22 protein-coding genes are annotated in these 26,336 nt (G+C 66.6%); 8 read left to right on the forward strand and 14 right to left on the reverse strand.

The annotated features are described in order from the left end of the window. Window positions 1-81: 81 nt before the first annotated feature. Genes ACVENA_RS10230 through ACVENA_RS10240 form a run of 3 tightly spaced genes read right to left on the reverse strand, consistent with a single transcriptional unit; the run spans window position 82 to window position 4,447 of the window. Window positions 82-1,383, reverse strand: coding sequence for an amidohydrolase family protein (locus ACVENA_RS10230; RefSeq protein ID WP_449328697.1), 1,302 nt, complete (start codon window positions 1,381-1,383; stop codon window positions 82-84). Beyond that, window positions 1,380-2,798 carry an amidohydrolase gene (locus ACVENA_RS10235; protein WP_449328923.1) on the reverse strand — a complete coding sequence of 473 codons (1,419 nt, stop codon included), beginning with the start codon at window positions 2,796-2,798 and terminating at the stop codon, window positions 1,380-1,382. The genes ACVENA_RS10230 and ACVENA_RS10235 overlap by 4 nt, the downstream gene beginning before the upstream one ends. 2 nt (window positions 2,799-2,800) lie before the next feature. Next, window positions 2,801-4,447, reverse strand: coding sequence for a peptide MFS transporter (locus ACVENA_RS10240; protein WP_449328698.1), 1,647 nt, complete (start codon window positions 4,445-4,447; stop codon window positions 2,801-2,803). A 188-nt stretch (window positions 4,448-4,635) separates the two neighbouring features. Here ACVENA_RS10240 and ACVENA_RS10245 point away from each other — a divergent pair, with 188 nt between their 5' ends. Further along, window positions 4,636-5,217: a nitroreductase family protein gene (locus ACVENA_RS10245; RefSeq protein ID WP_449328699.1), complete on the forward strand. Its 582-nt coding sequence runs from the start codon at window positions 4,636-4,638 to the stop codon at window positions 5,215-5,217. A gap of 70 nt (window positions 5,218-5,287) precedes the next feature. Next, on the forward strand, window positions 5,288-5,635 hold the full coding sequence (locus tag ACVENA_RS10250; RefSeq protein ID WP_449328700.1) for a GntR family transcriptional regulator: 348 nt from the start codon (window positions 5,288-5,290) through the stop codon (window positions 5,633-5,635). 215 nt (window positions 5,636-5,850) lie between these two features. On the opposite strand, the gene ACVENA_RS10255 is transcribed toward ACVENA_RS10250, so the two are convergent. From ACVENA_RS10255 to ACVENA_RS10270, 4 genes are read right to left on the reverse strand one after another with little or no spacing between them, the layout of a single operon-like run. After that, on the reverse strand, window positions 5,851-7,695 hold the full coding sequence (locus ACVENA_RS10255) for a tetratricopeptide repeat protein (RefSeq protein ID WP_449328701.1): 1,845 nt from the start codon (window positions 7,693-7,695) through the stop codon (window positions 5,851-5,853). Next, window positions 7,696-9,069, reverse strand: coding sequence for a PEP-CTERM-box response regulator transcription factor (prsR, locus tag ACVENA_RS10260; RefSeq protein WP_449328702.1), 1,374 nt, complete (start codon window positions 9,067-9,069; stop codon window positions 7,696-7,698). Between the two features lies 1 nt (window position 9,070). Further along, the gene (prsK, locus tag ACVENA_RS10265) at window positions 9,071-11,173 is read right to left on the reverse strand and encodes an XrtA/PEP-CTERM system histidine kinase PrsK (protein WP_449328703.1); all 2,103 of its coding nucleotides are present in this window, start codon (window positions 11,171-11,173) and stop codon (window positions 9,071-9,073) included. Between the two features lie 2 nt (window positions 11,174-11,175). Continuing rightward, on the reverse strand, window positions 11,176-12,564 hold the full coding sequence (locus tag ACVENA_RS10270; RefSeq protein ID WP_449328704.1) for a TIGR03013 family XrtA/PEP-CTERM system glycosyltransferase: 1,389 nt from the start codon (window positions 12,562-12,564) through the stop codon (window positions 11,176-11,178). Between the two features lie 267 nt (window positions 12,565-12,831). On the opposite strand from ACVENA_RS10270, the gene ACVENA_RS10275 reads away from it, so the two are divergent. Both ACVENA_RS10275 and ACVENA_RS10280 read left to right on the forward strand, forming a co-directional pair. Further along, entirely contained in the window at window positions 12,832-13,509 is a 678-nt protein-coding gene (locus ACVENA_RS10275) for a helix-turn-helix domain-containing protein (RefSeq protein WP_449328705.1), read from the forward strand. Between the two features lie 48 nt (window positions 13,510-13,557). Continuing rightward, window positions 13,558-15,390, forward strand: coding sequence for a DUF885 domain-containing protein (locus ACVENA_RS10280; protein WP_449328706.1), 1,833 nt, complete (start codon window positions 13,558-13,560; stop codon window positions 15,388-15,390). 227 nt (window positions 15,391-15,617) lie between these two features. Here the strand turns inward: ACVENA_RS10280 and ACVENA_RS10285 are convergent, their stop codons facing one another. Next, a complete protein-coding gene (locus ACVENA_RS10285; protein ID WP_449328707.1) occupies window positions 15,618-17,006 on the reverse strand; it encodes a helix-turn-helix domain-containing protein in 1,389 nt (462 codons plus the stop codon). Window positions 17,007-17,146: 140 nt separating this feature from the next. On the opposite strand from ACVENA_RS10285, the gene ACVENA_RS10290 reads away from it, so the two are divergent. Next, on the forward strand, window positions 17,147-18,739 hold the full coding sequence (locus ACVENA_RS10290) for an isocitrate lyase (protein ID WP_449328708.1): 1,593 nt from the start codon (window positions 17,147-17,149) through the stop codon (window positions 18,737-18,739). A 301-nt stretch (window positions 18,740-19,040) separates the two neighbouring features. Continuing rightward, the gene (locus tag ACVENA_RS10295) at window positions 19,041-19,340 is read left to right on the forward strand and encodes a WYL domain-containing protein (protein WP_257550657.1); all 300 of its coding nucleotides are present in this window, start codon (window positions 19,041-19,043) and stop codon (window positions 19,338-19,340) included. Here ACVENA_RS10295 and ACVENA_RS10300 read toward each other — a convergent pair. After that, entirely contained in the window at window positions 19,337-20,320 is a 984-nt protein-coding gene (locus tag ACVENA_RS10300; protein WP_449328709.1) for a TerC family protein, read from the reverse strand. The two genes, ACVENA_RS10295 and ACVENA_RS10300, sit on opposite strands and share 4 nt — an antisense overlap. A 71-nt stretch (window positions 20,321-20,391) precedes the next feature. Beyond that, window positions 20,392-20,574 carry a DUF465 domain-containing protein gene (locus ACVENA_RS10305; protein WP_449328710.1) on the reverse strand — a complete coding sequence of 61 codons (183 nt, stop codon included), beginning with the start codon at window positions 20,572-20,574 and terminating at the stop codon, window positions 20,392-20,394. Between the two features lie 262 nt (window positions 20,575-20,836). Here ACVENA_RS10305 and ACVENA_RS10310 point away from each other — a divergent pair, with 262 nt between their 5' ends. Both ACVENA_RS10310 and ACVENA_RS10315 read left to right on the forward strand, forming a co-directional pair. Next, on the forward strand, window positions 20,837-21,604 hold the full coding sequence (locus tag ACVENA_RS10310; RefSeq protein ID WP_449328711.1) for a crotonase/enoyl-CoA hydratase family protein: 768 nt from the start codon (window positions 20,837-20,839) through the stop codon (window positions 21,602-21,604). 1 nt (window position 21,605) lies between these two features. Further along, on the forward strand, window positions 21,606-22,478 hold the full coding sequence (locus ACVENA_RS10315; RefSeq protein WP_449328712.1) for an alpha/beta hydrolase family protein: 873 nt from the start codon (window positions 21,606-21,608) through the stop codon (window positions 22,476-22,478). Between the two features lie 14 nt (window positions 22,479-22,492). Here ACVENA_RS10315 and ACVENA_RS10320 read toward each other — a convergent pair whose 3' ends face one another. The 4 genes from ACVENA_RS10320 to ACVENA_RS10335 are packed head-to-tail and all read right to left on the reverse strand — an operon-like array spanning window position 22,493 to window position 26,301. Continuing rightward, entirely contained in the window at window positions 22,493-23,227 is a 735-nt protein-coding gene (locus ACVENA_RS10320; protein ID WP_449328713.1) for an ATP-binding cassette domain-containing protein, read from the reverse strand. Next, the gene (locus ACVENA_RS10325; protein ID WP_449328714.1) at window positions 23,212-24,291 is read right to left on the reverse strand and encodes a hypothetical protein; all 1,080 of its coding nucleotides are present in this window, start codon (window positions 24,289-24,291) and stop codon (window positions 23,212-23,214) included. The genes ACVENA_RS10320 and ACVENA_RS10325 overlap by 16 nt, the downstream gene beginning before the upstream one ends. 22 nt (window positions 24,292-24,313) lie before the next feature. Beyond that, window positions 24,314-25,615, reverse strand: coding sequence for an amidohydrolase (locus tag ACVENA_RS10330; RefSeq protein WP_449328715.1), 1,302 nt, complete (start codon window positions 25,613-25,615; stop codon window positions 24,314-24,316). A gap of 35 nt (window positions 25,616-25,650) precedes the next feature. Then, the gene (locus tag ACVENA_RS10335) at window positions 25,651-26,301 is read right to left on the reverse strand and encodes a DUF4893 domain-containing protein (protein WP_449328716.1); all 651 of its coding nucleotides are present in this window, start codon (window positions 26,299-26,301) and stop codon (window positions 25,651-25,653) included. Window positions 26,302-26,336 lie beyond the last annotated feature (35 nt).

Below are 26,336 nucleotides of genomic sequence, written 5' to 3' on the forward strand. Positions count from 1 at the left end.
GAGCGTAATATCGCTAGGTCGAGATCCCGGCCTTCGCCGGGATGACGAAATGGGAAAAACAAACGCTGCCATCACCTGTAATCACCGATCATACGCCTTCGGCAACGCGCCTTCCTCGGGCGTCAGATACCGGTCGCGCAGGCGGTCCTGACGCGTGGTCAGCGACTGGCGCTTGCCGTCGATCCATATCTGCACCGGGCGGCTGCCGAGTTCGAGCGGATCATGATCCCAGATCACGACGTCGCCGGCGCGGCCCGGTTTCAGCGAGCCGATGCTGCCCTCCATCCCCACCGCGCGCGCCGGGGCGCTGGTTATCGCGGCAAAGGCCTGATCCCACGTCAGCCCGCTCGCACCCGGCAGCTTCGTCAGGCCGACGAGGTTGCCCGCATATTGGGTGGTATAGCCCATCTTGTGCGCATCGTCGTCGTCGAAGACGCCGACCGACACATCGACCCCGGCCGCCTCCAGCCGCCCAGCGTTCGACTGGGTCGCACCCAGCCGCTCGAAACTGTCGGGCAGGTCGCTGAGCGGCGAGACGATCGCCGGCACTTTCGCCGCCGCAATCTCGCGCGCGACGAGCCAGCCTTCGGTCGCCCCGACGAGAACGAGTTTCAGCGCGGGAAAATCTCCCTTCAGCTTCAGCACGTTCAATATGTCGGCGGCGCGGTCGACGCGGACGAATAGCGGCGTCGCGCCGTTGATCACCCGCACCAGCGCCTCGGCGTCGGCGCGCTGGATCATCGCGTCGTTGCCCCATTCGGCGAGCGTCGCAGGGTTGCGGGCATAACTGCGCGCGGCGAGCAACTGCTCGCGGAACAGCAGGAAGGTCGCGGCGCGGCTGCCGCCCGCCTTCGCCGATCCGTCCTCGCCGAAGGCGACGAACTGCAGCGCGCGCGGTTTCGTCACCATATCCATGTCGTCGGCCAAGTCGATGACCGCGCCCTGCCCCGCGAACAAATTGCTGCTGTCCCCCGGCGCGACAATCGCGCGGGTGACGCCCGCCGCGCGATTGACCGCGACCGGCGAGCCCATCGGGTTGAGCGCGGGCGCGATGTCGAGCCCCGCCGAAAAGCGCGACCGGCTTGCCGAACGGTCGTTGCTGCCCGCCACCGAATCGACCTCGACCAACCCGACACGGCTGAACGCCGCAACGATGCCGGGGGTGACGTAACGGCCCTCAGCATCGACGCTTTCGACGCCCGCGGGAACCGCAACGCCGCGCCCGGCGGCAATGACCTTGCCGCCGCGCACGACGACGGTGCCGCCATCGACCGGCGCGCTACCGTCGCCGATGACGAGTTTCGCGTTGGTGATGGCGATATCCTGCGCGGCTGCGGGAAGCGCGATCAGCGCGGCGGCGGAAAGAAGAAGCGTGCGGATCATTTCACATCCCCCTCGCCCGGCTGCCCCAGTTCGAAGTCGGTCACCGGCCGCCGTTTCGGATCGTTCGCGTCGAACATCAGCGCCCCGTCGATCCAGACCTTTTCGGGGCGGGTATAGACGCTGAACGGATTGCCGTTCCACAGCACGACGTCGGCCATCTTGCCGGGTTTCAGGCTACCGACCCTGTCAGCCAGGCCAATCGCCTTCGCAGGATTGATGCCGAGCCAGGTCCATGCCTGTTCGTCGCTGATCTGCATCCCCATGCGGCGCCCGGCGGCGAGCGCCTTGGCGGCTTCCTGATTGAGGCGCTGAATCTGGTTCGCGTCGTCCGAATGGACGACCGTGCAGGCCCCCGCCTTGTACACCAGCGCGATATTCTCGGGCACCGAATCATAGGCTTCCATCTTGAAGCCCCACCAGTCGGCCCACATCGCGACGCAGATGTCCTCCTTCTTGAGCAGGTCGGCGATCTTGTACGCCTCGACCGCATGGTGGAAGGCTGCGACCTTGTAGCCGAACTCGTGGCTCATATCGATGACGTTCGCCATTTCGTCGGCGCGGTAGCAATGGTTCTGGATCAGAATCTCGCCCGACAGCACGCCCACCAGCGTTTCCATCGCCAGATCGCGGTCGACGGCTTTCCCCTCGTCGAGTTTCTTCTTGTAAGCGACCGCTTTCGCCCAGGTCTGGCGGTCGACCGCCATATTGCCCATGCGGGTCGAGGGCATCCGACCCTTGTTGCCATAGACGCGCTTCGGATTCTCGCCGCACGCCATCTTGAGACCATAGGGCGCGCCGGGGAATTTCATCCCCTGCACGGTGCGCGCGGGCACATTCTTGAGCACGACCGAGCGGCCGCCCATCAGGTTCGCGCTGCCCGGCAGGATTTCGAGCGTCGTGATGCCGCCATTGACGAGCGCGCGGGTAAAGCCCGGGTCCTGCGGCCAGACGCTGTGCTCGGCCCAGACCTCGGGCGTCACCGGGCTCGTCGCTTCATTGCCGTCCGAAAGACCCTCGACGCTCGGGCTCGGATAGTCGCCGAGGTGGCTGTGGATGTCGATCACGCCGGGGGTCAGAAATTTGCCCGTCCCGTCATAGACGTCGGCGTCGGTCGGCAAGTCCATGTCGGGGCCGCCGAGCGACAGGACCTTGCCGCTCGACAGGACGATCGAGCCATGGTCGATCCGCCCGCCCTCACCGTCGAAGATGGTGACGTTCCTCACCACCGTCAGGCGCGAGGGATAGGGCTTGTAGGTCGAGGGATAGGGGTCCTTGTCGAACCGCGCTGGCCGGTCGACCGCGACCGTCGCGGCCGGCTTGTCGCTCGCCGATTTCGCTTCGGTTCCCGTCGCCGCGCAGCCGACGAGCGCCAGCGACACCGCGGCGAGCAGCCCGCCCTTCACGCCCCCGATCATCGTCATGCCCCCCTGGGTTCGGGATGGACCCCCGCGGCCTGCGCTTCGCCAAGCTCGCTCTCGCCGGCCACCGCGTCCTGACGATCGCGCAGCGTATCGAGGTGCATCCACTTCTTCACGATCGGCGACAGCGCCAGCACGACGATGCTGACGCCGATCGTGATCAGGCCGATCTCCTGATAGATGGCGAGCGTCGCCTCCTTGGTCATGTCGCCGCTCTCGCCGCCGGTCGCTTCGCCGATCTTGCCCGCGACGAAATTGCCGACCGCGGTCATGTAGAACCAGGCCCCCATGATCAGCGAGGCGAGGAAGCTCGGCGCCAGCCGGTTCATTGCGCTGAGCCCGACGGGCGACAGGCAGAGCTCGCCGGTCGTGTGGAGCATATAGAGCAGGAAGACGAAGAGCACCGGCGTCGCCACCTCGGGACCGACGCTGTTCGCGCCCCAGACGAAGACGAGGAAACCCGCGCCGACCTGCGCCAGCGCCAGCGCGAATTTCGCGGGCGCCGACGGCTCGAGCCCGCGCTTGCCGAGCCATTGCCACAGCGCCGCGAACATCGGCGCGAACAGGATGATATAGATGGGGTTGATCGACTGGAACACCGACGCGGGCACGCCGCCCTTGTCGACATAGCGGTCGGTGTAGAGGTTGAAGCTGCCGCCCGCCTGTTCGAACAGCCCCCAGAACAGCGGGTTCAGCGCGATCAGGAAGAGGATCGCGAACATGCGCTCGCGCGGTTCCTTGTCGAGCTTGAAGCTCTCGTAGAGGACATAGCCGAGCAGCGCGACGCCCGAGACGATCAGCAGATTCTGGATGACGCCCTGATATTGAACAAGCGCCCACATCACCGCAACCGCGGCGAGGCCGATGCCGTAGATCGCGAATTCCTTCTGCCGCGCAAGCGGCGCGGGGGCTTCGCCGGCGCCGAGCAGCACCTTCTTGCCGAGCACGAAGACGATCAGCCCCGCGACCATGCCAATACCCGCGAGACCGAAGCCATAGGACCAGCCGATCTTCTGCCCCAGATAGCCGACGAGGATGGTGCCGAGCGCGGCACCAACGTTAATCCCCATATAGAAGATGGTGTAAGCGGCGTCGCGGCGCAGGTCGGTCAGGCGATAGAGCTGGCCGACCATCACCGAAATATTGGCTTTCAGGAAGCCCGAGCCGACGATGATCAGCGCAAGCGCGAGCCAGAAGATGTTGATGGCGCCATCGGCCTGCTTGGTCGCGGCGTCGGTGATGCCGTGATCGCCCTCGAACGCCATGAACAAATGGCCGAGCGCGAGCAGCACGCCGCCGAACAGCACCGCCTTGCGCTGCCCCAGATAGCGGTCGGCGAGATAACCGCCAAGCACCGGGGTGATATAGACGAGCGCGGTATAGGCGCCATAGATCAGATTCGCCTTGCCGTCCGAGAACAGCCAGTGCTGCGTCAGGTAGAAGATCAGCAGCGCCCGCATGCCGTAATAGGAAAAACGCTCCCACATCTCGGCGAAGAAGAGCATGTAGAGGCCCTTGGGATGGCCCGCGAATTCGGGTTTCTTGCTGCCCGCGATCAGCGCGCCGATGCTGAGGAATACAGCGAGGAGGACGAGCGCGATGACCGCGATCCAGTCCCCTTCATTCCACAAGGCCATGTCTTTCATGCGATTGCGTCCCTTACCCCGATTGTCGTGTCTGCGGCGTTTTTTGCCGCGCATATCGGGCAACCTAGCGCGAAAATTGCGCAAGGGAAGAATCTAATTGCGCGTGAAACCATGTCGACCGCCGTGAATTTATTGCGAACCGTTCGCAACACTTGCGCGGCGGCGGAAAGACGCCCAAAGGACGCCCCATGTTCAACGACACCTCCTCGCTCCGCTCGCATCTCGCCACCCGCCGCTCGGGCAAGGCGCGCGACATGGTCGCGCCCGGTCCCGACGCTGCGACGCTGCGCACCATCATCGCGCTCGCGCTGCGCACCCCCGATCACGGCAAGCTCGCGCCGTGGCGGATCGTGACGGTCGCCGACGACCAGCGGGATGCGTTCGCCCAATTGCTCAAGCAGGCGTGGGTCGATGAGAATCCCGGCGCCGCGGGCATGGACCTGTCGGCGTTCGACCAGTTCGCGCATCAGGCTCCCACCCTGATCGTGCTGCTCTCGACCCCGGTCACCGACAGCAAGATTCCGCTGTGGGAGCAGCAGATGTCGGCGGGCGCAGTCGGCATGAACCTGCTCCACGCCGCGCACGCGCATGGCTTCGTGGGAAGCTGGCTGACGGGCTGGGCCGCCTATAGCCCCGCGGTCGCCCGTGCCTTCGGCGCCCACGCGGGCGACACGATCGTCGGCTATTTCTTCCTCGGCACGGCGGGCGCCGACCTTTCCGAACGGCCGCGCCCGGAATATGACGATGTCGTGAGCGCCTGGGACATATAATATCAAACGAGGGCTCTGTTACCTAATATCCTGATTTGACTGTGCTGCTGTCTTATGGCATTAAGGCGCCATGCTCGATCAATCCAAACCCGTGTACCAGCGTCTGCGCGACACCATCGCCAACGCGATTCTCGACGGCACCTACCGCGACGGCGACATGCTGCCCTCGGTGCGGTCGCTCGCCGCCGAGGAAGGCGCCAATCCGCTGACGGTCGCCAAGGCCTATCAGACCTTTCAGGACGAGGCGCTGGTCACGGTGAAGCGCGGGGTCGGCATGTTCGTCGCCGAAGGCGCGACCGACCGGCTGCGCGACCTGATGCGCGAGGATTTCCTGGCCAACATCTGGCCCCCGGTCGCCCAGCAGATGCGCCGCATCGGGTTGGATGCGCGCGAGCTGCTCGACCTGAGCGAGGCGTAAGCCTAACGGCGGGTTTCGACCAGAAGCGGCCACTCTTCTCCCCTCCCGCAGGCGGGAGGGGTCGGGGGTGGGCAGCGACGTCGCGATGGCCCACCCCGCTGCGACTAACGAACAAAGTTCGTAAGTCTCGCTGCCCCTCCCGCAAGCGGGAGGGGAAATCAGCGCCATCCTTCAATGGCCGCTTCCCACCCCAAAACAGCCAGCCGCAGCTCGCCTTACCGCCCGATCTGCCCGGCCTTGTCGCGCAAATCCTGCGCCGCCTGCCGGTTGCCCCGCTGCTCGAGCAGGTCGGCATAGAGGAGCATGATCTCGCCGTTCAGCGGTTGCAATCGATACGCCATGGCGATCAGCGGCAGGGCGCGGTCGCGCGCTCCCTCGGCGGCATAGGCGCGCGCCAGATCGCGCAGGATCACGGCATCACGGTTGCCGATCCGGCGCTGCACCCGCTCGAAATGCGCGGCCGCCTGATCCCAATGTTCGATATCCATCGCCAGATGCCCCGCCAGCCGATCGGCGGCGATGCTCGATGGCTGGCTGTCGCGCAGCGTCAGAATCGCGGCGCCCGAACCGGCAGGATCGCCGGCGCGGAACAGCGCGTTGGCGAGCCGCAGCGTCGTGCGTTCGCCCGCGTCGAGGGCGCGCGCGGCGCGATAGGATTCGACCGCCAGCCCGAAACGCCCGCCCGCAAGCGCCGCGTCGCCGAGCAGGATATGCGCGTCGGCGACCCCGCGGTTCGCATCGCGCAGTCGCATCGCGCGCGCGATCGCGCTGCCATAATTCCCCGCCGCCATGTCGGCGGAAATCGCGGGGACCGCCCGCGCAGGGTCGAGCGGCGCGGCGTCGGCGGCGGCCGCGAGCGATCCATAGCCATTGTCGACCGCGAACGGCCCCGCCTCGCCAGGCGCCAGTGCCGCCGCGCGCGCCGTATCGTCGGCCGCTTCCCCCTTGCGCCCCAACTCCGACGCCACGCGCGCCGCCAGAAGCAGCGACCAGCTATCGGCATCCGTCCGGTCGATGATGGGCTCCAGCGCCTCGGCGGCGGCATCGGCATCGCCGTCGGCCCAATTGGCGGCCGCCAGAATACGGCGAGCGGTCAGATTATGCGGCTGCTCGGCAATCAGCCGCTCGGCCCAGTTCACCGCCACCGCCTGGCCGCCCAGTTCGAGTTCGACGATCGCGCTGAGCAGCATGACGCCGGGTTGATCGTCGAGTTCGCCGCGCGTGCGCTGAAGCAGGCTGCGCGCGAGGGCATAGCGGCCCGCGCGCGCGGCGAGAACGGCCTGGAGATAATAGAGCCGGGGATCGCGCGGGACGAGCGTCGCGGCATGGCGCAGCGCCGCGAGCATGTCCCGGTAGCGGCCAAGGTCGCCGAGCGTCGCCGCCTGGTCGATCAGTGCGTCGGCGTTGTCGGGATCGGCAGCGAGCGCCTTTTCATACCAGCCGAGCGAAGCGTTCAGCCCGTCCTGCGTGCGGGTCAGATTGGCCTTATATGCCAGCGCCGCGCTATTCCGTCCGTCGAGTTCGATCGCGAAATCGACCGCGTCGCGCGCGCCCAGCGTATCGGCATTGGCATCGCGAAAACGCGCGATGTCGACCCACAGCGCCGAATCGCGCGGCCGTTCGCGCACCGCCCGATCATAGGCGTCGCGCGCCGCGCCCAGATCGCCGTCGGCGAGGTGGACGTCGCCCGCGACCCACGCCGCTTCGCCGATCATCTCGGGCGCGATCGGCCCGGCGTCGAGCGCCGCGAGTGCGCGCTTGCCATCGCCCTGCAACGCATAGGCGCGTGCGAGCAGCGGGCGCAGATAGTCGTCGTTCGCCCCCGCCGCGAGTGCCGCCTTGACCGATGCCTCGGCACCCGGGCCGTTGCCCAGCCGCAGCTGCGCGCGCGCCAGTTCGACGCGCGGCCGGATCGCCGCCGGATCGTCGGCGATCGTGCGCTGCAATTCGGCGCTGCGTGCCAGCCATTGCTGGCGCGGACCGTCCGGACGCGCGTCGCCGCAACCGGCCAAGGCTGCCGCCGCGATCAGCGACGCCAGTAAAGGCCGGGCCAGCGTCATTCAGGCCTGCATCCGATATTGCTTGAGCAGGTCATAGAGCGTCGGGCGGCTGATCCCGAGCAGCTTCGCCGCCGACGAGATATTGCCTTCGCTCTGCATCATCGCGCGGCGGATCGCGACGCGGTCGGCCGCCTCGCGCGCCGCGCGCAAGTTGAGCCAGCTTTCGTCGCTCTCGCCGTCGCTCCCCAGGTCCAGATCCTCGCGCATCACCAACCTGCCGTCGGCCATGATGACGGCGCGCTTGATACGATTCTCCAGTTCGCGGACATTGCCCGGCCAGCGCCCTTCATCGATCGCCTGCAGCGCGTCGGGCGCGAAGCCGCGGACCGAGGGGTTCATCGCGGGCGCATATTGATGGAGGAAATGGCGCGCGAGCAGCACCGCGTCGCCGGGCCGCTCGGCGAGCGACGGAATCTTCACCACCATTTCGGCGAGCCGGTAATAGAGGTCATCGCGGAAGCTGCCCTCGGCGATCATCGCATCGAGATCGCGGTGCGTCGCGCAGACGATGCGCGTATCGACCGCAATCGCCTTGCGTCCGCCGATCCGTTCGATCGTCCGCTCCTGCAAAAAGCGCAGCAGCTTGACCTGCAGCGGCAGCGGAATGTCGCCGACCTCGTCGAGGAACAAAGTGCCGCCGTGCGCCAGCTCGATCTTGCCTTCGGTCGTCTTGACCGCGCCGGTGAATGCTCCCTTCTCATGCCCGAACAATTCGCTTTCGAGCAGATTCTCGGGGATGGCGGCGCAGTTGATCGCGACGAAAGCACCGTCGCGCCGCCCGCTCGCCTCGTGCAGCCCGCGCGCCAGCAATTCCTTGCCGGTGCCGCTCGCACCGAGCAGCATCACCGATACGTCGAGATCGGCGACCCGCTCGATCGTGCGCGCGACCTTGATCATTTCGGGCGCGCCGGTGATCATTCCGCCGAGGACGCGATGATCGCCCGCCCCCTGGCTCGCGAGCCGCGCATTCTCGACCTCGAGGTCGCGGACATGAAAGGCGCGGCGGACGATCAGCCCCAGTTCCTCGATGTCGATCGGCTTCTGGTAGAAATCCCATGCTCCGCTGGCGATCGCCGTCAGCGCGCTCGCACGCTCGCCATGCCCCGATACGACGATGACCTTGGTATCGGGCTTGTTCGCCAGGATCGCCTTCAGCACCCGAAACCCCTCGCGCGTGCCGTCGGGATCGGGCGGCAGGCCGAGGTCGAGCGTCACCACCGCCGGTTCCTCGGCGCGCAGCAGTTCGATCGCGCTGTCGTGATCGCCCGCGATCAGCACGCGATAATCGTCATAAGCCCATTTGAGCTGCGCCTGCAGCCCCGGGTCGTCCTCGACGATCAGCAATGTCTGCGCTTCGGTCCCCGCGTCCCTCATCCTATGCCACTTTCCCCAAAGGCTCCCCTGTTCCGGCATCCTCGCGCGCGTCGGCCAGCGGCAGCCACAGCGTGAAATCGCTGCCCTTCCCCGGCTCGCTCGCGACCTCGATCGCCCCGCCCATCGCCTGCGCGAGCCCCAGCGCCTCGAACGCGCCCAGCCCGAAACCGCCGTCCTTGGTCGACACGAAGGGCTTGAACAATTCGTCGCGGATGAAGGCGCGCGTCATGCCGCCGCCCTGGTCGATCACGTCGATCCGCGCCCGCCCCTGCTCGGCGACCGCGACGACCTGCACCGGCGTGTCGGCGGGCGAGGCGTCGATCGCATTGGCGACGAGATGCTGGACGATCTGGCGGATCGATGCCGCGTCGCCCCACGCCGCAAGCCCCGCCTGACAGCCGACGAAGAGCGCGCGGCGCGGCCGCACCTCGGCCGCGACGTCGCGCAGCAGCGGCTCGACGAGCGTCCGTCCCGCCTCCACCGCGCGGCGCTCGCGCGGCGACAGGCGGACGAGCAGGTCGGACAGGCGCCCGGCCGAAATCTTGAGCGTCCCGATCATGTCGGCGCGGAATTCGGGCTTGTCGGCATGCCGCTCGGCATTGCGCGCGAGCAGCGAGAGCTGGCTCGCCAGATTCTTGATGTCGTGCATGATGAAGGCGAAGCGGCGGTTGAACTCGTCGAAGCGCTTCGCCTCGGACAGCGCCTCCAGACTCTGCGATTCGGCAAGGTAGCTCGCCGCCTGCTGCCCCGCGATGCGCAGCACGTCGAGGTCTTCCCAGTCGAGCGCGCGCGACACCGGCGGGCGATGCAGCACCGCCACCGCGATCATCCGCTGGAAATGCAGCACGGGCACCACGACCCAGGCGCGCGTGTCGTCGAGCAGCCAGTCGGGGATCGCAAGGCCCTCCCCATCGGGCACGGCCCCGCGGCGCTCGGCATCGAGGTCGACGATGTGCCGGCTTTCCTGCAACATGAAGCTCGACCGCAGCGGCAGCGCCGCCCCCTCCTCCAGACCCGCGGGCCAATGCCATTGCTCGGCGACGCGGAACGCCCCCTGCGCGTCGGGCAGCAGGAGCAGCGCGCCGGGGCTGCCGGTCAGCTCCGCAAGCGCCTTCGCCACGCGGCGGTGCAGGTTGCGGTCGTCCTCGCCGTCTCCTTGCGCCAGCGTCGCGGTGAAGCGCATCCATTCGGCGCGATAGTCATAGCGATGCTCGAAGAAATGTTTCGAGATCATCACTGCCAGCCACGCGCGCGTCCGCGCCGACAGCAGCAACAGCCCGCCGGTGCCGAGCGCGACGATCAGGAAGACGCCCTGCGCCAGTTCGCCGTAATCGCCGCCGACCAGCCGCGCGACCGCGCCGGCGAGCCCGATCAGGATCAGATAGGCCGCGGCACCGAGCAGGACCAGCGTGCGCGTCGCGACGCTGCGCGACAGCCGGATGCGCTCGCGCCCGACATCCATCGCCGCGAGGACGAAGGTCGGCGCCATCATCAGCGCGACTGCGGGGATCAGGTGGATCAGCGTCGACGCGGGCTTGCCGGTCAGCGCCCCGATCAGCTGGACATTGAGCTCATAGGCCCAGAGCATCGCGAAACCGCCCGCGACCGCCATCACCGGCATCCGGAGGCCCGCGCTCGCCCGGCGCGCCGCGCCATCGACGAGCAGCAGTCCGCCGACCGCAACGATCATCGCCGATACGCCAAGCGTCGGGCCCAGCCACGCGCCGGCCGCCGCGCTCCGCATATGCACCGCGATTCCGCCGACCAGCGTGATCGCGGCGATCGTGACGAGCAGGCGAAGGATCAGGCGCAGCGGTGCCGGCATCGGTGCGGGCGCCGGCCAGAAGGTCGCGCCGAGCCAGCCGAGCATCGCCAGGTCGCGGAGCGACCGCGCCACCATCGCCTGCGACGATCCGGGCGCGAAACGATAGAGCGCGGCACACCAGACGGCGCTCGCGATCGCGGCGACGACCAGCCAGCGCGGCGCCGGCATCAGCGCCGCCATGCGTTCGCGCGGCCGCGAAAGCAGCCATAGCGCGACGCCGCCGAAACCCGCGAACGCCAGCGCCGACAAAGGCTGCGACAGGGCGCCGAGCGTCGCCACCGTCAGCGCGCGCCCTCGGGCCACAGCACGACGCGTACCGTCTGGAGCAGGATCAGCAGGTCGAGGAAGGGCGAATAATTCTTGGCGTAATAGAGGTCATATTCCAGCTTCACCCGCGCATCCTCGATCGACGCACCATAGGGATAGTTGATCTGCGCCCAGCCGGTCAGCCCCGGCTTCACCATGTGCCGCTCGGCATAATAGGGCAGTTCGCGGGTCAGTTCCTCGACGAAGCTCGGCCGCTCGGGGCGCGGGCCGACGATGCTCATCTCGCCCTTGAGCACGCACCAGAGCTGCGGCAGTTCGTCGATGCGAAGCTTGCGGATGACATGACCGACGCGCGTGACGCGCGGATCGTTCTCGCTCGCCCACACCGCCTTGCCCGCCGCCTCGGCATCGGTGCGCATCGAGCGGATCTTCAATATGTCATAGGCTTCGCCATAGAGGCCGACGCGCGACTGGCGATAGAAGACCGGCCCCCGGCTGTCGCACTTGACCGCGATTCCGGCGATCAGGATCAGCGGCAATCCGACGACGAGCACCAACAGGCTCGCGACGATGTCGAACACGCGCTTGCCGACGCGCGAGATACGCTGTCCCGCCGAAAAGCCGTCGGAAAAGATGAGCGCGCTCGGGTTGGTCGTCGCCAGGTCGACGCGCCCCGTCTCACGCTCGATGAAGCTCGCGATGTCGTTGACGTGCACGCCCGTGGTCTTGACGCGCAGCAGGTCGGCCAGCGGCAGCGCGCCGCGGCGCTCCTCCATCGCCAGCACCACCTCGCCCGCGCCGAGCGCGACGGCGTGATCCGACAGGCTGGAGATCGCCTCGCGCGGAACCGCGTCCGGCACCGCGCGCTCGCTGCCCGACATGGCGACGAACCCCGCGATGGCAAGGCCGCTGCCCGGCGCGTCGGCGAGCGCCCGCAGCCGCGCCGCGCGCTTGCCCGCGCCGAGCACCAGGATGCGCCGCCTGAACGCTTCGGCGCCCGCCACCTGCGTCAGCGCGAGCCGGATCACGAACAGGGCCGCGATCGCCAGTCCCATCGCATAGAGGCTGTTGACGCGCCACAATGTCGCGGAAGGCAGCAGAAAGCCGACGACCGAGATGAAGATTACGCCAAGCGAAACCGCGGCCAGCAGGCGCGCGGTCGCGAACTTCATCGATCGCAGCGCCTCGCTGCCATACATTCCGGTCGCCATCATCGCGAGCGAATTGGACAGCGCGAAGGTCGCGATCCGCGCCCAGCGCTCGCCGAACGTCCCGGCGTCGAAGCCGGAAAGATGGGCATAGATATGCCAGGCCGCCTCGGCCGAGCCGAGCAGCGCGATGAACTCGACCAGCGCCAGCCAGACCACGGCATGCGGCACATAATGTTTGAACAGACGGAACATCGAAAAGCCTGGCCCTTTCAGATGCCGACCCTAGCGCCGAGGTCTCAACTGTCGGTTAATTTTACACTCGTTTCGTCCCTATCGGGCAACGGTCCGCAGTCAAACGGCGGGATGGGACGGGGGATGTTGCAAGCCGCACCGGTCGCCGCCGGCCCGTTGATACCTGCCGCCGGTCTATTCGGGGGTGACCGCCGATATGCCGGGCGGTAGACTGCGGCAATGGTCGCATCCCCTTCCCTCACCGCCCCTTCCTTCGCGGACGCGCCTTTGGGCCTGCTCGCTCATGCCCCGAACGAACTCAGGGGTCGCCATTGCCACGACACGGCCTATGTCGCGATCATCCTCGAAGGCGGGTATCAGGAAGCCGGCGACGAAGGGCGCTTCGACGTGGGGCCGGGCGATGCGTTGATCCATCATGCCTTTGAATCGCATCTCGACCGGGTCGAAGCGCGCGGCGCGCGGGTGCTGATCCTCGACCTGCCGGCCGCGTTGACCGGCACGCCGCACGTCCGCGGCCGGGTGCGCGATCCCGATGCGCTGGTTCGTGTCGCCGGCCGCGACGCCGCGGATGCCGCCGCCCTGCTCATCGAGGATTTCGCGGTCGCGCCCGCTGCCGCGCATGATTGGCCCGATTTGCTCGCCCACGACCTTCGGACATTCGCCCCCTTCGCGCTTCGCGATTGGGCAGAGACCCACGGCGTGCGCGCCGAGACGCTGAGCCGGGGTTTCCGCACCGCTTATGGCTGCACGCCGAAGGCCTATCGCGCCGACATCCGCGCCCGCGCCGCTCTCGCCGCGGTCCGGACGAGCCACGAACCCCTCGCAGCCATCGCGCATCGCCTGCATTTCACCGATCAGGCGCATATGACCAGGGCCGTCGCGCGCATCAGCGGCGTCACCCCCGGCCGATGGCGCGAACATCAACTGGATACAATACGGCGCTGACCGGACGGGCTAGAACCGCTGCCGAAACATATTTTTTCGGAGATTTCCATGCTCGACCGCCGCACTCTTCTGGCCGCAATCGCCGCTGCATCCGCTGCCGCCGCTGCGCGGCCCGCCCGCGCGATGCTTGCCGATCCGGCGACAAGCGAAAGCGGCAGGTTGAACGCACTCTACGAATATCTGTTCGACATGCTCGTCGAAAACGACCCCGAATTCGCGACCGCCCTGGGGCTCGACAAGGGGCCCGGCGCCGCGGCCAAGTCGCGCCTCGCCGATCGGTCGCCCGCCGGGATCGAGCGCAGCCACGACCTTTATCGCGTCGGTCTGGAGGGACTTAAAAAGATCGACGCGTCGAAATTGTCGGGGATGGACCTCGTCAACTACGAAACCTTCCGCGGTCCGTGGGAGCATTATGTAAAGGCCTACGACAATTTCACTTACGGCCTGCATAGCTGGCCCGAACCGCATCCGGTCACCCAGCTCAGCGGCACCTATCGCTCGATCCCCGATTTCCTCGTCAACCAGCACGGCATCGCCGATGCCGCCGATGCGGAAGCCTATCTGTCGCGCTGCGAAGATTTCGCGGTCCAGCTCGACAATGAAACGGGTCGGATGAAGACCGACCATGCGGCCGGCATCCTCGCGCCCGATTTCGTCATCGACCGCACCCTCGGCCTCTATGAAAAGATCATGGCACCCGCCGCCGACGCCAATCGCCTCACCACCAATCTCAAGGCCAAGACCGAAGCCAAAGGCATCGCAGGCGACTGGGCGCGCCGCTGCGCGGCGATCGTCGATAGCAAAATCTACCCGGCGATGCGCCGTCAGGCGGCCGAACTGGCGCGCATCCGTCCCAGGGCCACGCACGACGCGGGGGTCTGGCGCCTGCCGAAGGGCGACGAATATTACGCCTATGCCCTGAATTTCGCGACGACGACCGAGATGTCGGCCGAGGAGATTCATCAACTCGGGCTCGAACGCATGGCCGACCTTTCCGCGCGCGCCGACGCGATCTTCCGCGAACAGGGCATGACCGGCGGGACGGTCGCGCAGCGGATGCGCGCGCTCGGCGCCGACAAGCGCTTCATCTATCCGAACACCGATGCCGGCAAGGCGGAGCTGATCGGCAAGCTCAACGAACAGATCGAGGAAATGCAGCGCCGCCTGCCCGAGATGTTCGGCCGCCTGCCCAAGGCGAAGGTCGAAATCCGGCGCGTCCCGGCCGAGATCGAGGACGGCGCAACCGGCGGCTATTATCAGATCCCGGCGCTCGATGGCTCGCGCCCCGGCGCCTATTATATCAACCTGCGCGACACGACCGAGAATCCGTCGTGGACGCTGCCGACGCTGACCTATCACGAAGCGACGCCGGGCCATCACCACCAGATCGCGCTTGCGCAGGAGGCAACGGGAATCCCCCGCCTGCGGCGCCTGCCCGCCTATTCGGTCTATACCGAGGGCTGGGGCCTCTATGCCGAACAGCTCGCCGACGAAATGGGGGTCTATGACCGCGATCCGTTCGGCCGCCTCGGCTATCTGCAATCCTATATGTTCCGCGCCGCGCGGCTCGTCGTCGATACCGGCCTCCACCATTATCGCTGGAGCCGCGAGAAGGCGATTGCCTATTATAACGAGGCGCTCGGCACGCCCGAGCCGTCGAACGTCACCGAGATCGAGCGCTATTGCGTCTGGCCGGGCCAGGCAACGAGCTACATGGTCGGGCAGACGCGCTGGGTCGCGACGCGCGAACGCGCGCGGGCGGCGCTGGGCGACCGCTTCGACATCCGCGCCTTTCACGACACCGCGCTCGCCGCGGGCGCAATGCCGATCGACGTGCTCGGATCGATGATCGACCGCTGGGTCGCAGCGCAGAAGGCCTGATGCGCGGCGGTCGGCGGGACTTTCCGTTCAAGAGAAAAATCCGATCCCGTTAAAGTCCGGCGCTTGCTAAACCCCGAGCTAGAGCATCGAGCCTCAAATCTGATCCACCGTCCCGTTCGTGTCGAGCGAAGTCGAGACACCCATCGGTGTCACGCAAGGCCGATGGGTGTCTCGACTTCGCTCGACACGAACGGATAAAAGGCGTTGCAGACTTAACGCACGATGCTCTAATCGCCCGCGAAATCGAACGCGCTGACCCCGCGCTCGCCCTCCCTGAATCGCAGCGGGCGGCCGAGCGGCGGCGTCGATCGCTGGACGCAGCCGGTGCGCGTGCAACGACGGCAGCCGAGTCCAACCGGCGTCGCGGGCGATCGCATCAGGTCGATGCCGCGCGCTGCAATCAACGGCGCGGCGACCTTGGCGTCGACGCCGACGCAGACGGCGAAGCGCGCGGGGGTGCCGCTGCCCGTCGCGCCGGGCGCCGCGACCGAGCGGCTTTGCGTGAACCAGCGCGAGCCGTCCTCGATCTCGACGAGATCGGCGACCACCTCCCCCGGCCGCGCGAACGCTTCATGGACGCCCCACAAAGGACAACGCGCGTCGCCGTCGACGAGCGGCGACTGGCTCGCCCCGGCATAGCGCTTGCTGCCCTGCCCCGCGCGATCGATCCGCAGCATGAAGAACGGCAGCCCGCGCGCGCCGACGCGCTGGAGCGTCGTCAGCCGGTGCGCGACCTGCTCGTATCCCGCGCCGAAACGCCGCTGAAGCAGCAGCAGGTCGTATCCCGTTGCGTCGCAGGCGCGCAGGAAGCGGCTGTACGGCATCATCAGCGCGGCGGCGAAATATTGGATCAGGTGGCGCTCGAACAGCCGCGCGGCAGCGCTCTCGGCGAATTCCGCCCCGGCGACGAGCGCGTCGATTTCGCCCTTCGCCTCGATCTGCGCCAGCGTCGCCGCCGCCTGAAAGGTCCGCGACGCCGGGCGCAGCAGTTCATTCAGCATGAGTTGCCGCGCATGCCAGTCGAGCCAGCGCAGCCGGTCGGGCATCACATCGCTCGGCAGGATGCGGATGCCGAGCTGGTGCCGCGTGCGCAGCCGCTCCGAAATCGTTCCGTACAGGTCACCCCCCGCTAGCCGCAGCTCGTCGGCAAGCTCCTCGGCGCGCGCGTCGAGATCGGGGAAATGGTTGCGCCATTTCTCGATCGCGCGGCGCACCGCGGCCACTTCGGGCGCGTCGCCCTGACCTTCGGCGCGCTCCTCGGGCGCCGCGTCGAACAATCGCGCAAAGGCCGCGGCGGTCGCGGGCGCGGTCTGCAACCATAGCTCGACCTCCTGCGCGCCGATGCCGAGATCGGCGAAGCGTGGATCGGCGAGCCGCCGCCGCAGGCCCGCGAGCCCACCCGGCACCTCCTCGGCGCCGAGCCTGGCGGCGTCGAAGCCGAAGCGCTCGGCCAGCCGCACGATTACCGTGGCGGAGAGCGGCCGCTGCCCATGCTCGATCAGGTTGAGATAGCTTGGCGAAATATCGAGCGCCTCGGCCATCGCCGCCTGCGTCATTCCCGCCTCGCGCCGCACCTTGCGCACCGCCGGCCCCGCAAACACGCGCCGTTCCGCCATGGATTGTAACTTTCTTTACTAATTTACACGCCGATTTACACCTAACCGGCATATTTCACAAATTTTATTGACAAATCTTTTCCCTTTCCGCGACACTTTCGCCACCTTCCACCCATCACCTCCTCACAAGGATACAGACGATGGGCTATCAGGAAGACATGGCGCAGGCAGGCCGCCTCATCCGCGATTACGACGGCACGTGGGACGGCATCAGCGGCGAAAGCATCGCCCGCATGCGCGCCCAGAACAAGTTCCGCACCGGCCTCGACATCGCGCGCTATACCGCGCGGATCATGCGCGCCGACATGGCCGCCTATGACGCCGATCCCGCCAACTACACCCAGTCGCTCGGCTGCTGGCACGGCTTCATCGCGCAGCAGAAGATGATCTCGATCAAGAAGCATTTCGGCACCGTCAAGGGCCGCTACATCTATCTCTCGGGCTGGATGGTCGCGGCGCTGCGCAGCGAGTTCGGCCCGCTGCCCGACCAGTCGATGCACGAAAAGACCAGCGTTCCCGCGCTGATTGAGGAAATCTACACCTTCCTCCGCCAGGCCGATGCGCGTGAACTGGGCGGTCTGTTCCGCGAACTCGACGCCGCGCGCGCCGCGGGCGACGAGGTGAAAGCAAAGCAGATCCAGCACGCGATCGACCATCACGAAACCCACGTCGTGCCGATCATCGCCGACATCGATGCGGGCTTCGGCAATGCCGAGGCGACCTATCTGCTCGCCAAGAAGATGATCGAGGCCGGCGCCTGCGCGCTGCAGATCGAGAATCAGGTCTCGGACGAAAAGCAGTGCGGCCACCAGGACGGCAAGGTCACCGTGCCGCACGAGGATTTCATCGCGAAAATCCGCGCCTGCCGCTACGCCTTCATGGAGCTCGGCGTCGAAGACGGCATCATCGTGACGCGCACCGACAGCCTCGGCGCGGGCCTGACCAAGCAGATCGCCGTCTCGAAGGAACCCGGCGACCTCGGCGACCAGTATAACGGCTTCCTCGACTGCGAAGAGGTCGAGGGCGCGGGCAACCCCGGCGACGTGCTGATCAACCGGGGCGGCAAGCTGATGCGCCCGAAGCGCCTGCCCTCGAACCTCTATCAGTTCCGCCCCGGAACCGGCGAGGATCGCTGCGTCATGGACTGCATCGCCAGCCTTCAGAACGGCGCCGACCTGCTGTGGATCGAAACCGAAAAGCCGCACATCGAACAGATCGCCGGCATGGTCGACCGCATCCGCGAAGTCGTTCCCAACGCGAAGCTTGCCTACAACAACTCGCCGAGCTTCAACTGGACGCTCAACTTCCGCCAGCAGGTGTTCGACGCCTGGGAAAAGGAAGGCAAAGACGTCAGCGCCTATGACCGCGCCAAGCTGATGAGCGTCGATTATGACGGCACCGCGCTGGCGGACGAAGCCGACAACCGCATCCGCACCTTCCAGCGCGACGCGGCGAAGCGAGCGGGCATCTTCCATCACCTGATCACGCTGCCGACTTACCACACCGCGGCGCTGTCGACCGACAATCTGGCGAAGGAATATTTCGGCGACGAAGCGATGCTCGGCTACGTCAAGAACGTCCAGCGCGCCGAAATCCGCCAGGGTATCGCCTGCGTGAAGCACCAGAATATGTCGGGCAGCGACATCGGCGACGATCACAAGGAATATTTCGCCGGCGAAGCGGCCCTCAAAGCCGCGGGCAAGGACAATACCATGAACCAGTTTGCGGCCTGATGGCAGCGGGGAATCAGTTCGCCGCTTAAGCGAGTTCGGCGCGAGGGGACCCGTTGCACCCCCTCGTGCCACCCTCTTTGGCGCGGGGCGCCTTGCACGAAACCCCGCGTCTCCCGAGCTTTCCTGGGGAGGAAAGCCTGTCCGTCGGAAGCCGCAAGGCCTCCGGCGGACATTTTTATTGGAGCCGCGAAAAGGAAAAGCTCGCTCTATGACAACGTTTTCCCTTGCCCCATTCGCCACGCCGATGCATTATGCTGCAACGCACAAATTCCCTCCAGACCCTCCCCGAGGCTATTTCGCGATGAATGACAACCGGCTGACGCTGATGGAAGCGATCGCCCGCCGCCGCAGGATCACGGCGCTCTACAACGGGACGCGCATGACGCTTGCCCCACATCAGTTGTTCGAGCGCCACGGCGCGCTGTTCGTCAGCGCCCTCAATCTCGACAAGAACTGGCGCTCCGAGGACGAGCGCCGGCTCGGCCATTTCAAGCTCGACGGCCTTGGCGCAGCCGCGCTCGAGGAAGAGGAGTTCGAACCGCTCCCCTCCTTCGAGGCCGCCGCGCCGCGCGACGACGACATCCTACTGATGGCGGTCTAACCGCCGGCGGGTTCCTCTGCCTTCGTCTTCACCAGCGACCAGATCACCCCGCCCGCGATCAGCGCGACCGTCACGCCCAGGCTGACGAGCGGCGGGAATTTGCCGCCGTCGAGCAGGAAATCGGCGACGAAGATCTTCGACCCGATGAAGACGAGCACCAGCGCCAGCGCATATTTGAGATAGTGGAAGCGATGCACCATCGCCGCGAGCGCAAAGTAAAGCGCGCGCAGGCCGAGGATCGCCATGATGTTCGACGTATAGACGATGAAGCTATCGGTCGTGATCGCGAAGATCGCGGGCACGCTGTCGACCGCAAACACCAGGTCGGCGAGGTTGATCACGACCAGCGCGAGAAACAGCGGCGTCGCGGCGAGCGCGAGCTTGCCGGTCTTCGTATCGGGAGCGCGCACGAAGAATTTCTCGCCATGCAGTTCGGAAGTGATCGGGATATGGCGCGACAGCCAGCGGACGACGGGGTTGCCCGCGACGTCCATCGGCTTGTCGCCCGCGAACAGCATCTTGACGCCGGTGAAGATCAGGAAGGCTGCGAAGACATAGAGCAGCCAGCCATATTCGGTGACCAGCGCCGCGCCGCCGGCGATCATGATCCCGCGCAGCACGATCACCGCGACGATGCCCCAGAGCAGGGCACGATACTGGTAGCGCGGCGGGATGGCGAAGGTCGCGAAAATCAGCGAAATGACGAAGATATTGTCGATCGACAGCGCCTTCTCGATGAAGAAGCCGGTGTAATATTGGAGGCCGGCCTCGCCGCCCTTCTCGGCCCAGATCCACGCGCCGAACGCAAGCGCGATGCCGATGTAGAGCAGCGAAAGCTTCAGGCTTTCGCCGATCTCCATCTCCTTGTTTTCGCGGTTGAGGATACCGAGGTCGAAGGCGGTCAGTCCCGCGACGAGGGCGATGAAGGCCAGCCAGAACCAGGCCGGGGTTCCCAGCCAGTCGGCGAATAGAAATTCCATGATGATCATCCCTGGCACACGCCGGGGACGCCGCCCCTTAAGGGCAGCGTCACCGGTCGCTTATCCTATTATTACAGCGCGAGCGCAGGCTGGCGCGACAAGCTCGCGAGCCGTTTGCGGATCGCGAGCTTCGCGGCCTTCAGCCGCAGCAGCCGGAACGGATCGGCGCCGCGGCGGCGGTTCTCGCGGCGGAGCGCGTCGTCGATCCGGCGATGCCATTCGGTCAGCCGGTAAAATTGGGAATTGAACGTCATAAGGGCCTCCTGATTGCTGAAATCAAGCAGGTGACGCCGACACCACGACCCGGATTTGAGGGGAGAGATGGGCCGCAAGCATCGGTGTCACCCGATGCGGTCCGACATCACGTGGCGGAATAACCTTCCGCCGACGCCAGAGGGGCCCGGCCCGCATGTCGACGATCTAGGATGGGGCGCGGGCCATTTCAACCCTTTGCCCTCGCCCCGCCTGTCGTGTTAGCCCGGAAAGACATCGGGTGGTCGAAGGGAGAATATGCGCATGACAGTGTCGGTCGACCGCGACGGCCCGGTGACGATCGTCACCATCGACCGCCCCGAAAAACGGGGCGCGGTCGATCCCGCGACCGCAATCGCCTTGCGTGCAGCCTTCGCCGCCTTCGCGAACGACGCCGAGGCGCGGGTCGCGATCCTGACCGGCAGCGCGGGGTATTTCTGCGCCGGCTTCGATCTCGGCGCGGTCGGCACGTCGGGCTATGATCCCAACGGCCCCGGCCCGATGGGCCCGACGCGAATGCTGCTCGAAAAGCCGGTGATCGCAGCAATCGAGGGCCATGCGGTCGCGGGCGGGCTCGAACTCGCGCTGTGGTGCGACATGCGCGTCGCGGCCGAAAGCGCGGTGTTCGGCGTCTATTGCCGCCGCTGGGGCGTGCCGCTGATCGACGGCGGCACCGTTCGCCTGCCGCGCATCGTCGGACAGGGCCGCGCGATGGACATGATCCTGACCGGCCGCCCGGTCGCCGCCGACGAAGCGCTGCGCATCGGCCTCGCCGACCGCGTCGTTCCCGACGGAACCGCGCTGACCGCCGCGATCGACCTTGCAAAGCAGATCGCCGCCTTCCCGCAAATCTGCATGAACAGCGACCGCCTCAGCGCCTATCGCCAGTGGGATTTCGATATCGAGGGGGCGCTGGCGCACGAAGCCCATGCCGGGGTCGCGCCGCTGCGCGAAGGCGCGGCGGCGGGCGCCCGACGCTTCACCGAAGGCGCCGGACGCGGCGGCAGCTTTACCGCTTTCAAGGGAGAATAGGATGCGACATCTGCTTGCCGCGGCCGCACTGGCCGCCCTGCCCTTCGCCGCGCAGGCCGAGGCGCCGGGCATTCCGGCCGCGATCTACACCGACCCGCCCGCCGACAAAGAGCATCCGGCGGCGATGGAGGTCGTCCATATTCCGAGCGGCGGGGTGGAGATCAACGGCGTCGTCTATGTCGCCGCGGGCGCCGGACCGCATCCGGCCGCCGTCCTCTGCCACGGGCTGCCGGGGCTCGAGAAGAATCTCGACCTTGCGCAGGCGATCCGGCGCGCGGGGTGGACGGTGATCACCTTCAACTATCGCGGATCGTGGGGAAGTCCGGGCGACTATCGCCTCGCGGGCAACCTCGACGACACCGACGCGGTGCTCGCCTTCGCGCGCGATCCCGTCAACGCCGCGAAGCTCCGGATCGACCCCGCGCGGCTGGTCGTCATCGGCCACAGCATGGGCGGCTGGGTGACCGCACTGACCGCGGCACACGACAAGAAGCTGCTCGGCGCCGCGATGATCTCGTCGGGTAATATGGGCGCGCTCGCCGGGGTGCCGCGCGATCAGGCCGCGGCGCTGCTCCGCGCCAACGGTCTCGAAGCACTCGCGGGCACCGGCCCTGACATCATGGCGGACGAAATCATCGCCAACAAGGAGAGCTTTGACTTCGTCAAGGCCGCGCCGCAACTCCTTGATACCAATTTGTTCGTGCTGACCTCCGACGACGGCTTCGCGTCGATGAGCGATGCGCTGAGCGACGCGATCAAGGCGAAGGGTGGCACGAAGCTCAAGACGCTGCATGTCGCGACCGACCATAGCTGGTCCGACGCGCGCATCCGGCTGGAGAGCGAGATCATCGATTGGCTCGGAACGCTGAAATAGGCCCCGAAATCGATCTATGCGGCGTTGCGTAACAGGGCGATCATGCTGGCTTCGAACTCGAACGGGCTACTTCGCCCATCGAGAATGTCTTGAGGCGCAAGCCGGCTTACGACCTTGCCATTTCCTATCAACAGGCCCTCGTCGCAAGCCGTGAGCGTGATCATGTCGTGAAGAGCGGTCAGGAGCGTAAGGCCGTCATCGACGCATTGGCGGAGCGCTTTGCGAAGGTCCAGCGCCGCAACCGGATCGAGCCAGTTGAACGGCTCATCGAGGATGACGAGCGACCGGCCGCTCGCAAAGGCACAACCAATTGCGACCCGCTGCTTCATACCGGCCGAACAGTCCCCGATTTTCATATCCAGGAGCCGGTCGAGGCCAAGGGGCCCGGCAATTCGTCCAATCGCCCGTAACCAGATATCTGGATCGGGCTCGATGAGGCCGAAAAGCTGACGTCCCGTCAATGCGCCCGGAAGATATTCGGCAGGTGGCATGAATCCGATGCTTTTGGCGCGGACCGCGGGCTGATCGCAAAGTTCGCGATCGTCGATACGGCACGATCCCATCGTGCAGGGCAGACGGCCGGCGAGTCCGCGTAAAAGACTCGTCTTTCCGGAGCCGTTGGCCCCGATGATACCGAACCAGCGTTCGCGACCGACCGTCATCGACACATCGTCCACCGCACGGGTGCGATGGCGCACGACCGTCAACTCGCGCAATGCAATGGCCGACGCAGTCACCACAGCATCCATGCCGTCCTCCCGGCGCGCCAGGCCAGCCAGCCGGCGACCGCGATCAGCAGCAGGGGCGCCGCCCAAGGGAGCGCCCCCCCTGTTGCCAACATGATGGAAAGCAGACACGCGAGCGTCAACTGGACTTGGCGACGCCCCATGACGCGCGACAGCAATATCTCCAGAATCTTATAGGCGGCCACCGCCAGCGCCGTCACCACGACGGCGGCAACAAGCTGTGCATTCCCGGCCGCTGCGGCAGCGATCGCCAGCGCCGAAGCCGCGAAAAGCCCGATCCGCAAGCGCGCGCGAACCGAACTGGCGGGCGAGTGGCCGATAATCCGCTCGAACGTTACGACGGCATGGTCGATCGGCGCATACCAAAGCATCAGGCCGATCGTCAGGAACGACGCAACCCCGGGGGCGGTTACCCTGTTCCCGAACAGCGCCGATGCGAAGACGATTGCGGCGGCGGCGGAAACGACCGGCAGCGCCCCAGAGCCGGCATGGCGCGAACGCCACAAATCGACGAGGAAGCCGAAAACACCGTTTGTCGTCGGAATCTGCGGCAGCCGCGCCAATGCCAGACACATCTGAACGGGAAGGAGAGCGAACCACCATGCAACCCAGACTTTGGCAAACAGGCCCAGATCGGGGAGGCAAATGAGGCCCGCGAGCACCGAACCGGCAAGAAGATGGAAAAAGAGGCGATATAGGATATCAGGACCTACCCTGAGCGCTACGGGCGAAAGCACGGATTCATGCCGAAAATATCGCAAGCGCGAATGCAAAGCGAGGTCGAGGGAGACAGCGGCGAACGAAGCCAGGCCCATGAGGAGGAATGGCCGCATGTCATCGGCCAGCATGTCGACCGACGCCCGGCCGAAACCGATCGCCATCGCGCCGGCCAGCGCCATCGTCAGCATGTCTTGCGGACGTCGAACCATCTGCCTTAGACCCGCCGCGGCGATAGCCAGGTCGTGCGCGAGCAGCGGGTTTCCGAACGGGACGTAACGGGCCGGGCGACGATGCCCCATCTTATCGATGTCCTTCACGATCGAAGCGACGCCTCCGGCGATATCCACGCTCTCCTGGCTCGAGCCGCCCCTACCCCTTCGCCATCAGTTTCATCGCCATCGACGTCAGCGCCTCGGTCGCGGTCGAGATGACCGCGGGAGCGTCGGGGGCCCAGAAGGGCGAGTGGAGGCTGGGGAGCGTCCGTCCTTCCTTCTTCGCCGCATCGAATTCACCCTGCGGAACGCCGCCGACCCAGATGATCAGGCTCTTGATGTCCTTGTTTTCGTCACGCGAATAGCGGCCGAAATCCTCGCCACCCATCACCGGCGGAAGCTGGACGACGCGCTGGTCGCCGAAGCGGGCTTTCAGGCCGGCCGCCATTTCCTCGGTGAATTCGGGGGTGTTGAAGGTCGCGGGGGTATATTCCTCCTTCTCGACGCTCACCACCGGCATCCGGTCCTCGGTTATGCCCGCGGCGATCGCCTCGCCCTTTGCGATGCGCGCGATGCCGTCGAGCAGCTTCGCGCGCACCTCGTCGGTATAGCTGCGCACCGTCAGTTGCAGCTTCGCCTCGTCGGGGATGATGTTGTGCTTGGCGCCGGCATGGAAGCTGCCGACGGTGACCACGGCGCTGTCGAGCGGGCTCGTCTCGCGCGACACGAGCGTCTGGAGCGAGGTCACGATCCGGCTCGCGAGCACGATCGGGTCCTTCGTCGCCTGCGGATAGGCGCCGTGGCCGCCGAGCCCCTTCACGAGGATATCGACGCTGTCGACATTCGCCAGCGCATAGCCCGGCGTATAGCCGATCATCCCCGCCGGAAACTGCGCCGCGTCGTGAAAGGCGATCGCATATTGCGGGCGCGGAAAGCGCGTATAGAGCCCGTCCGCCAGCATCATCCGCGCGCCCGCGCCGCGCTCCTCGGCGGGCTGGCCGATCATCACCAGCGTGCCCGACCATTTATCCTTGTTCGCCGCCATCAGCCGCGCGGTGCCGATCCAGCTCGTCATATGGGTGTCGTGGCCGCAAGCGTGCATCACCCCGGTCTCGACGCCCTCCTTGGTCGTCACCCGTACCTTCGACGCGCCGGGCCATCCGGTCTGCTCGGTCACCGGCAGCCCGTCCATGTCGGCGCGAATCAGTACGACCGGACCGGAGCCGTTCTTCATCACCGCGACGACGCCGGTGCCGCCGACCTTTTCGGTGACTGCGAAGCCGAGCTTGCGCGCCTCGGCGGCGAGGATGCCTGCGGAACGGACCTCCATGAAGCTGAGTTCGGGGTTGGCGTGCAGATCCTTGTAGATCGTCATCAGCGACGGCATCTGCTTCTGCACCTCGGCGCCCAGATCCTGCGCCGCGGCGGGCGCGCCGATGCCAAGGGCGGCCACGCCCATCCACAAGCTCCGCATCATCATCTTCCCCTTCGTTGTCAGCCGGCCGGAACGAGCTCGATCACGTCGAGCAAGGATTCATAGGTGGGCGACGGAAGCACCAGCCGCCAGCGATTGTCGCCGATCCGTTCGACCAGCCCCGCCATGTCGCGCATCCGGTCACTGCCATAGCTGACCGCGATCGACTCGTCGCCGAGCACCAGCGTGCCGAGAAAGACCTGCCGCGTCAGGCTGTCCGAAAAGATCAGCCCGACCGGCCGCTGCGACCCGGTGAGCTTGGTCAGGCTCATCAGCCCCTGTTCGGGCGCAACGCGGCAGCGGAACCAGTCATAGGCGATATAGCCGAGCGTCCCGCGCCCCTGCGTACCGACCTTGATCGTGCGGCAGCGATAGTCGCCCGGCGGCAGATGCGGGTTGGGCAGCGCGGCATTCGGCTGAAGCAGCACGCCTTCGTGCTCGATGCTTGCCCCATAGCCCTTGGCGCGCGCGCTGGCGAGCGCGGCGGTCCAGCTCGAATACCAGTTGCGGATGCGCTGCTTGTCCTGCGCGGTCGCCGTGGCGCGCCACGTCCCCGCCGGATCGGCGACCGGCGCGTCGGCGGCCGATGGCGGCACCGACGGCACCGTCTGACAGGCGCCGAGGGCAAGCCCCAGCGCCACGATGGATAGTTTTGGGATGCGACCCCGCATATCTTCCTCCTGCCCCCTGTTCGGTTAACCTTAAG

This window comes from Sphingopyxis sp. 550A, from assembly GCF_053569535.1.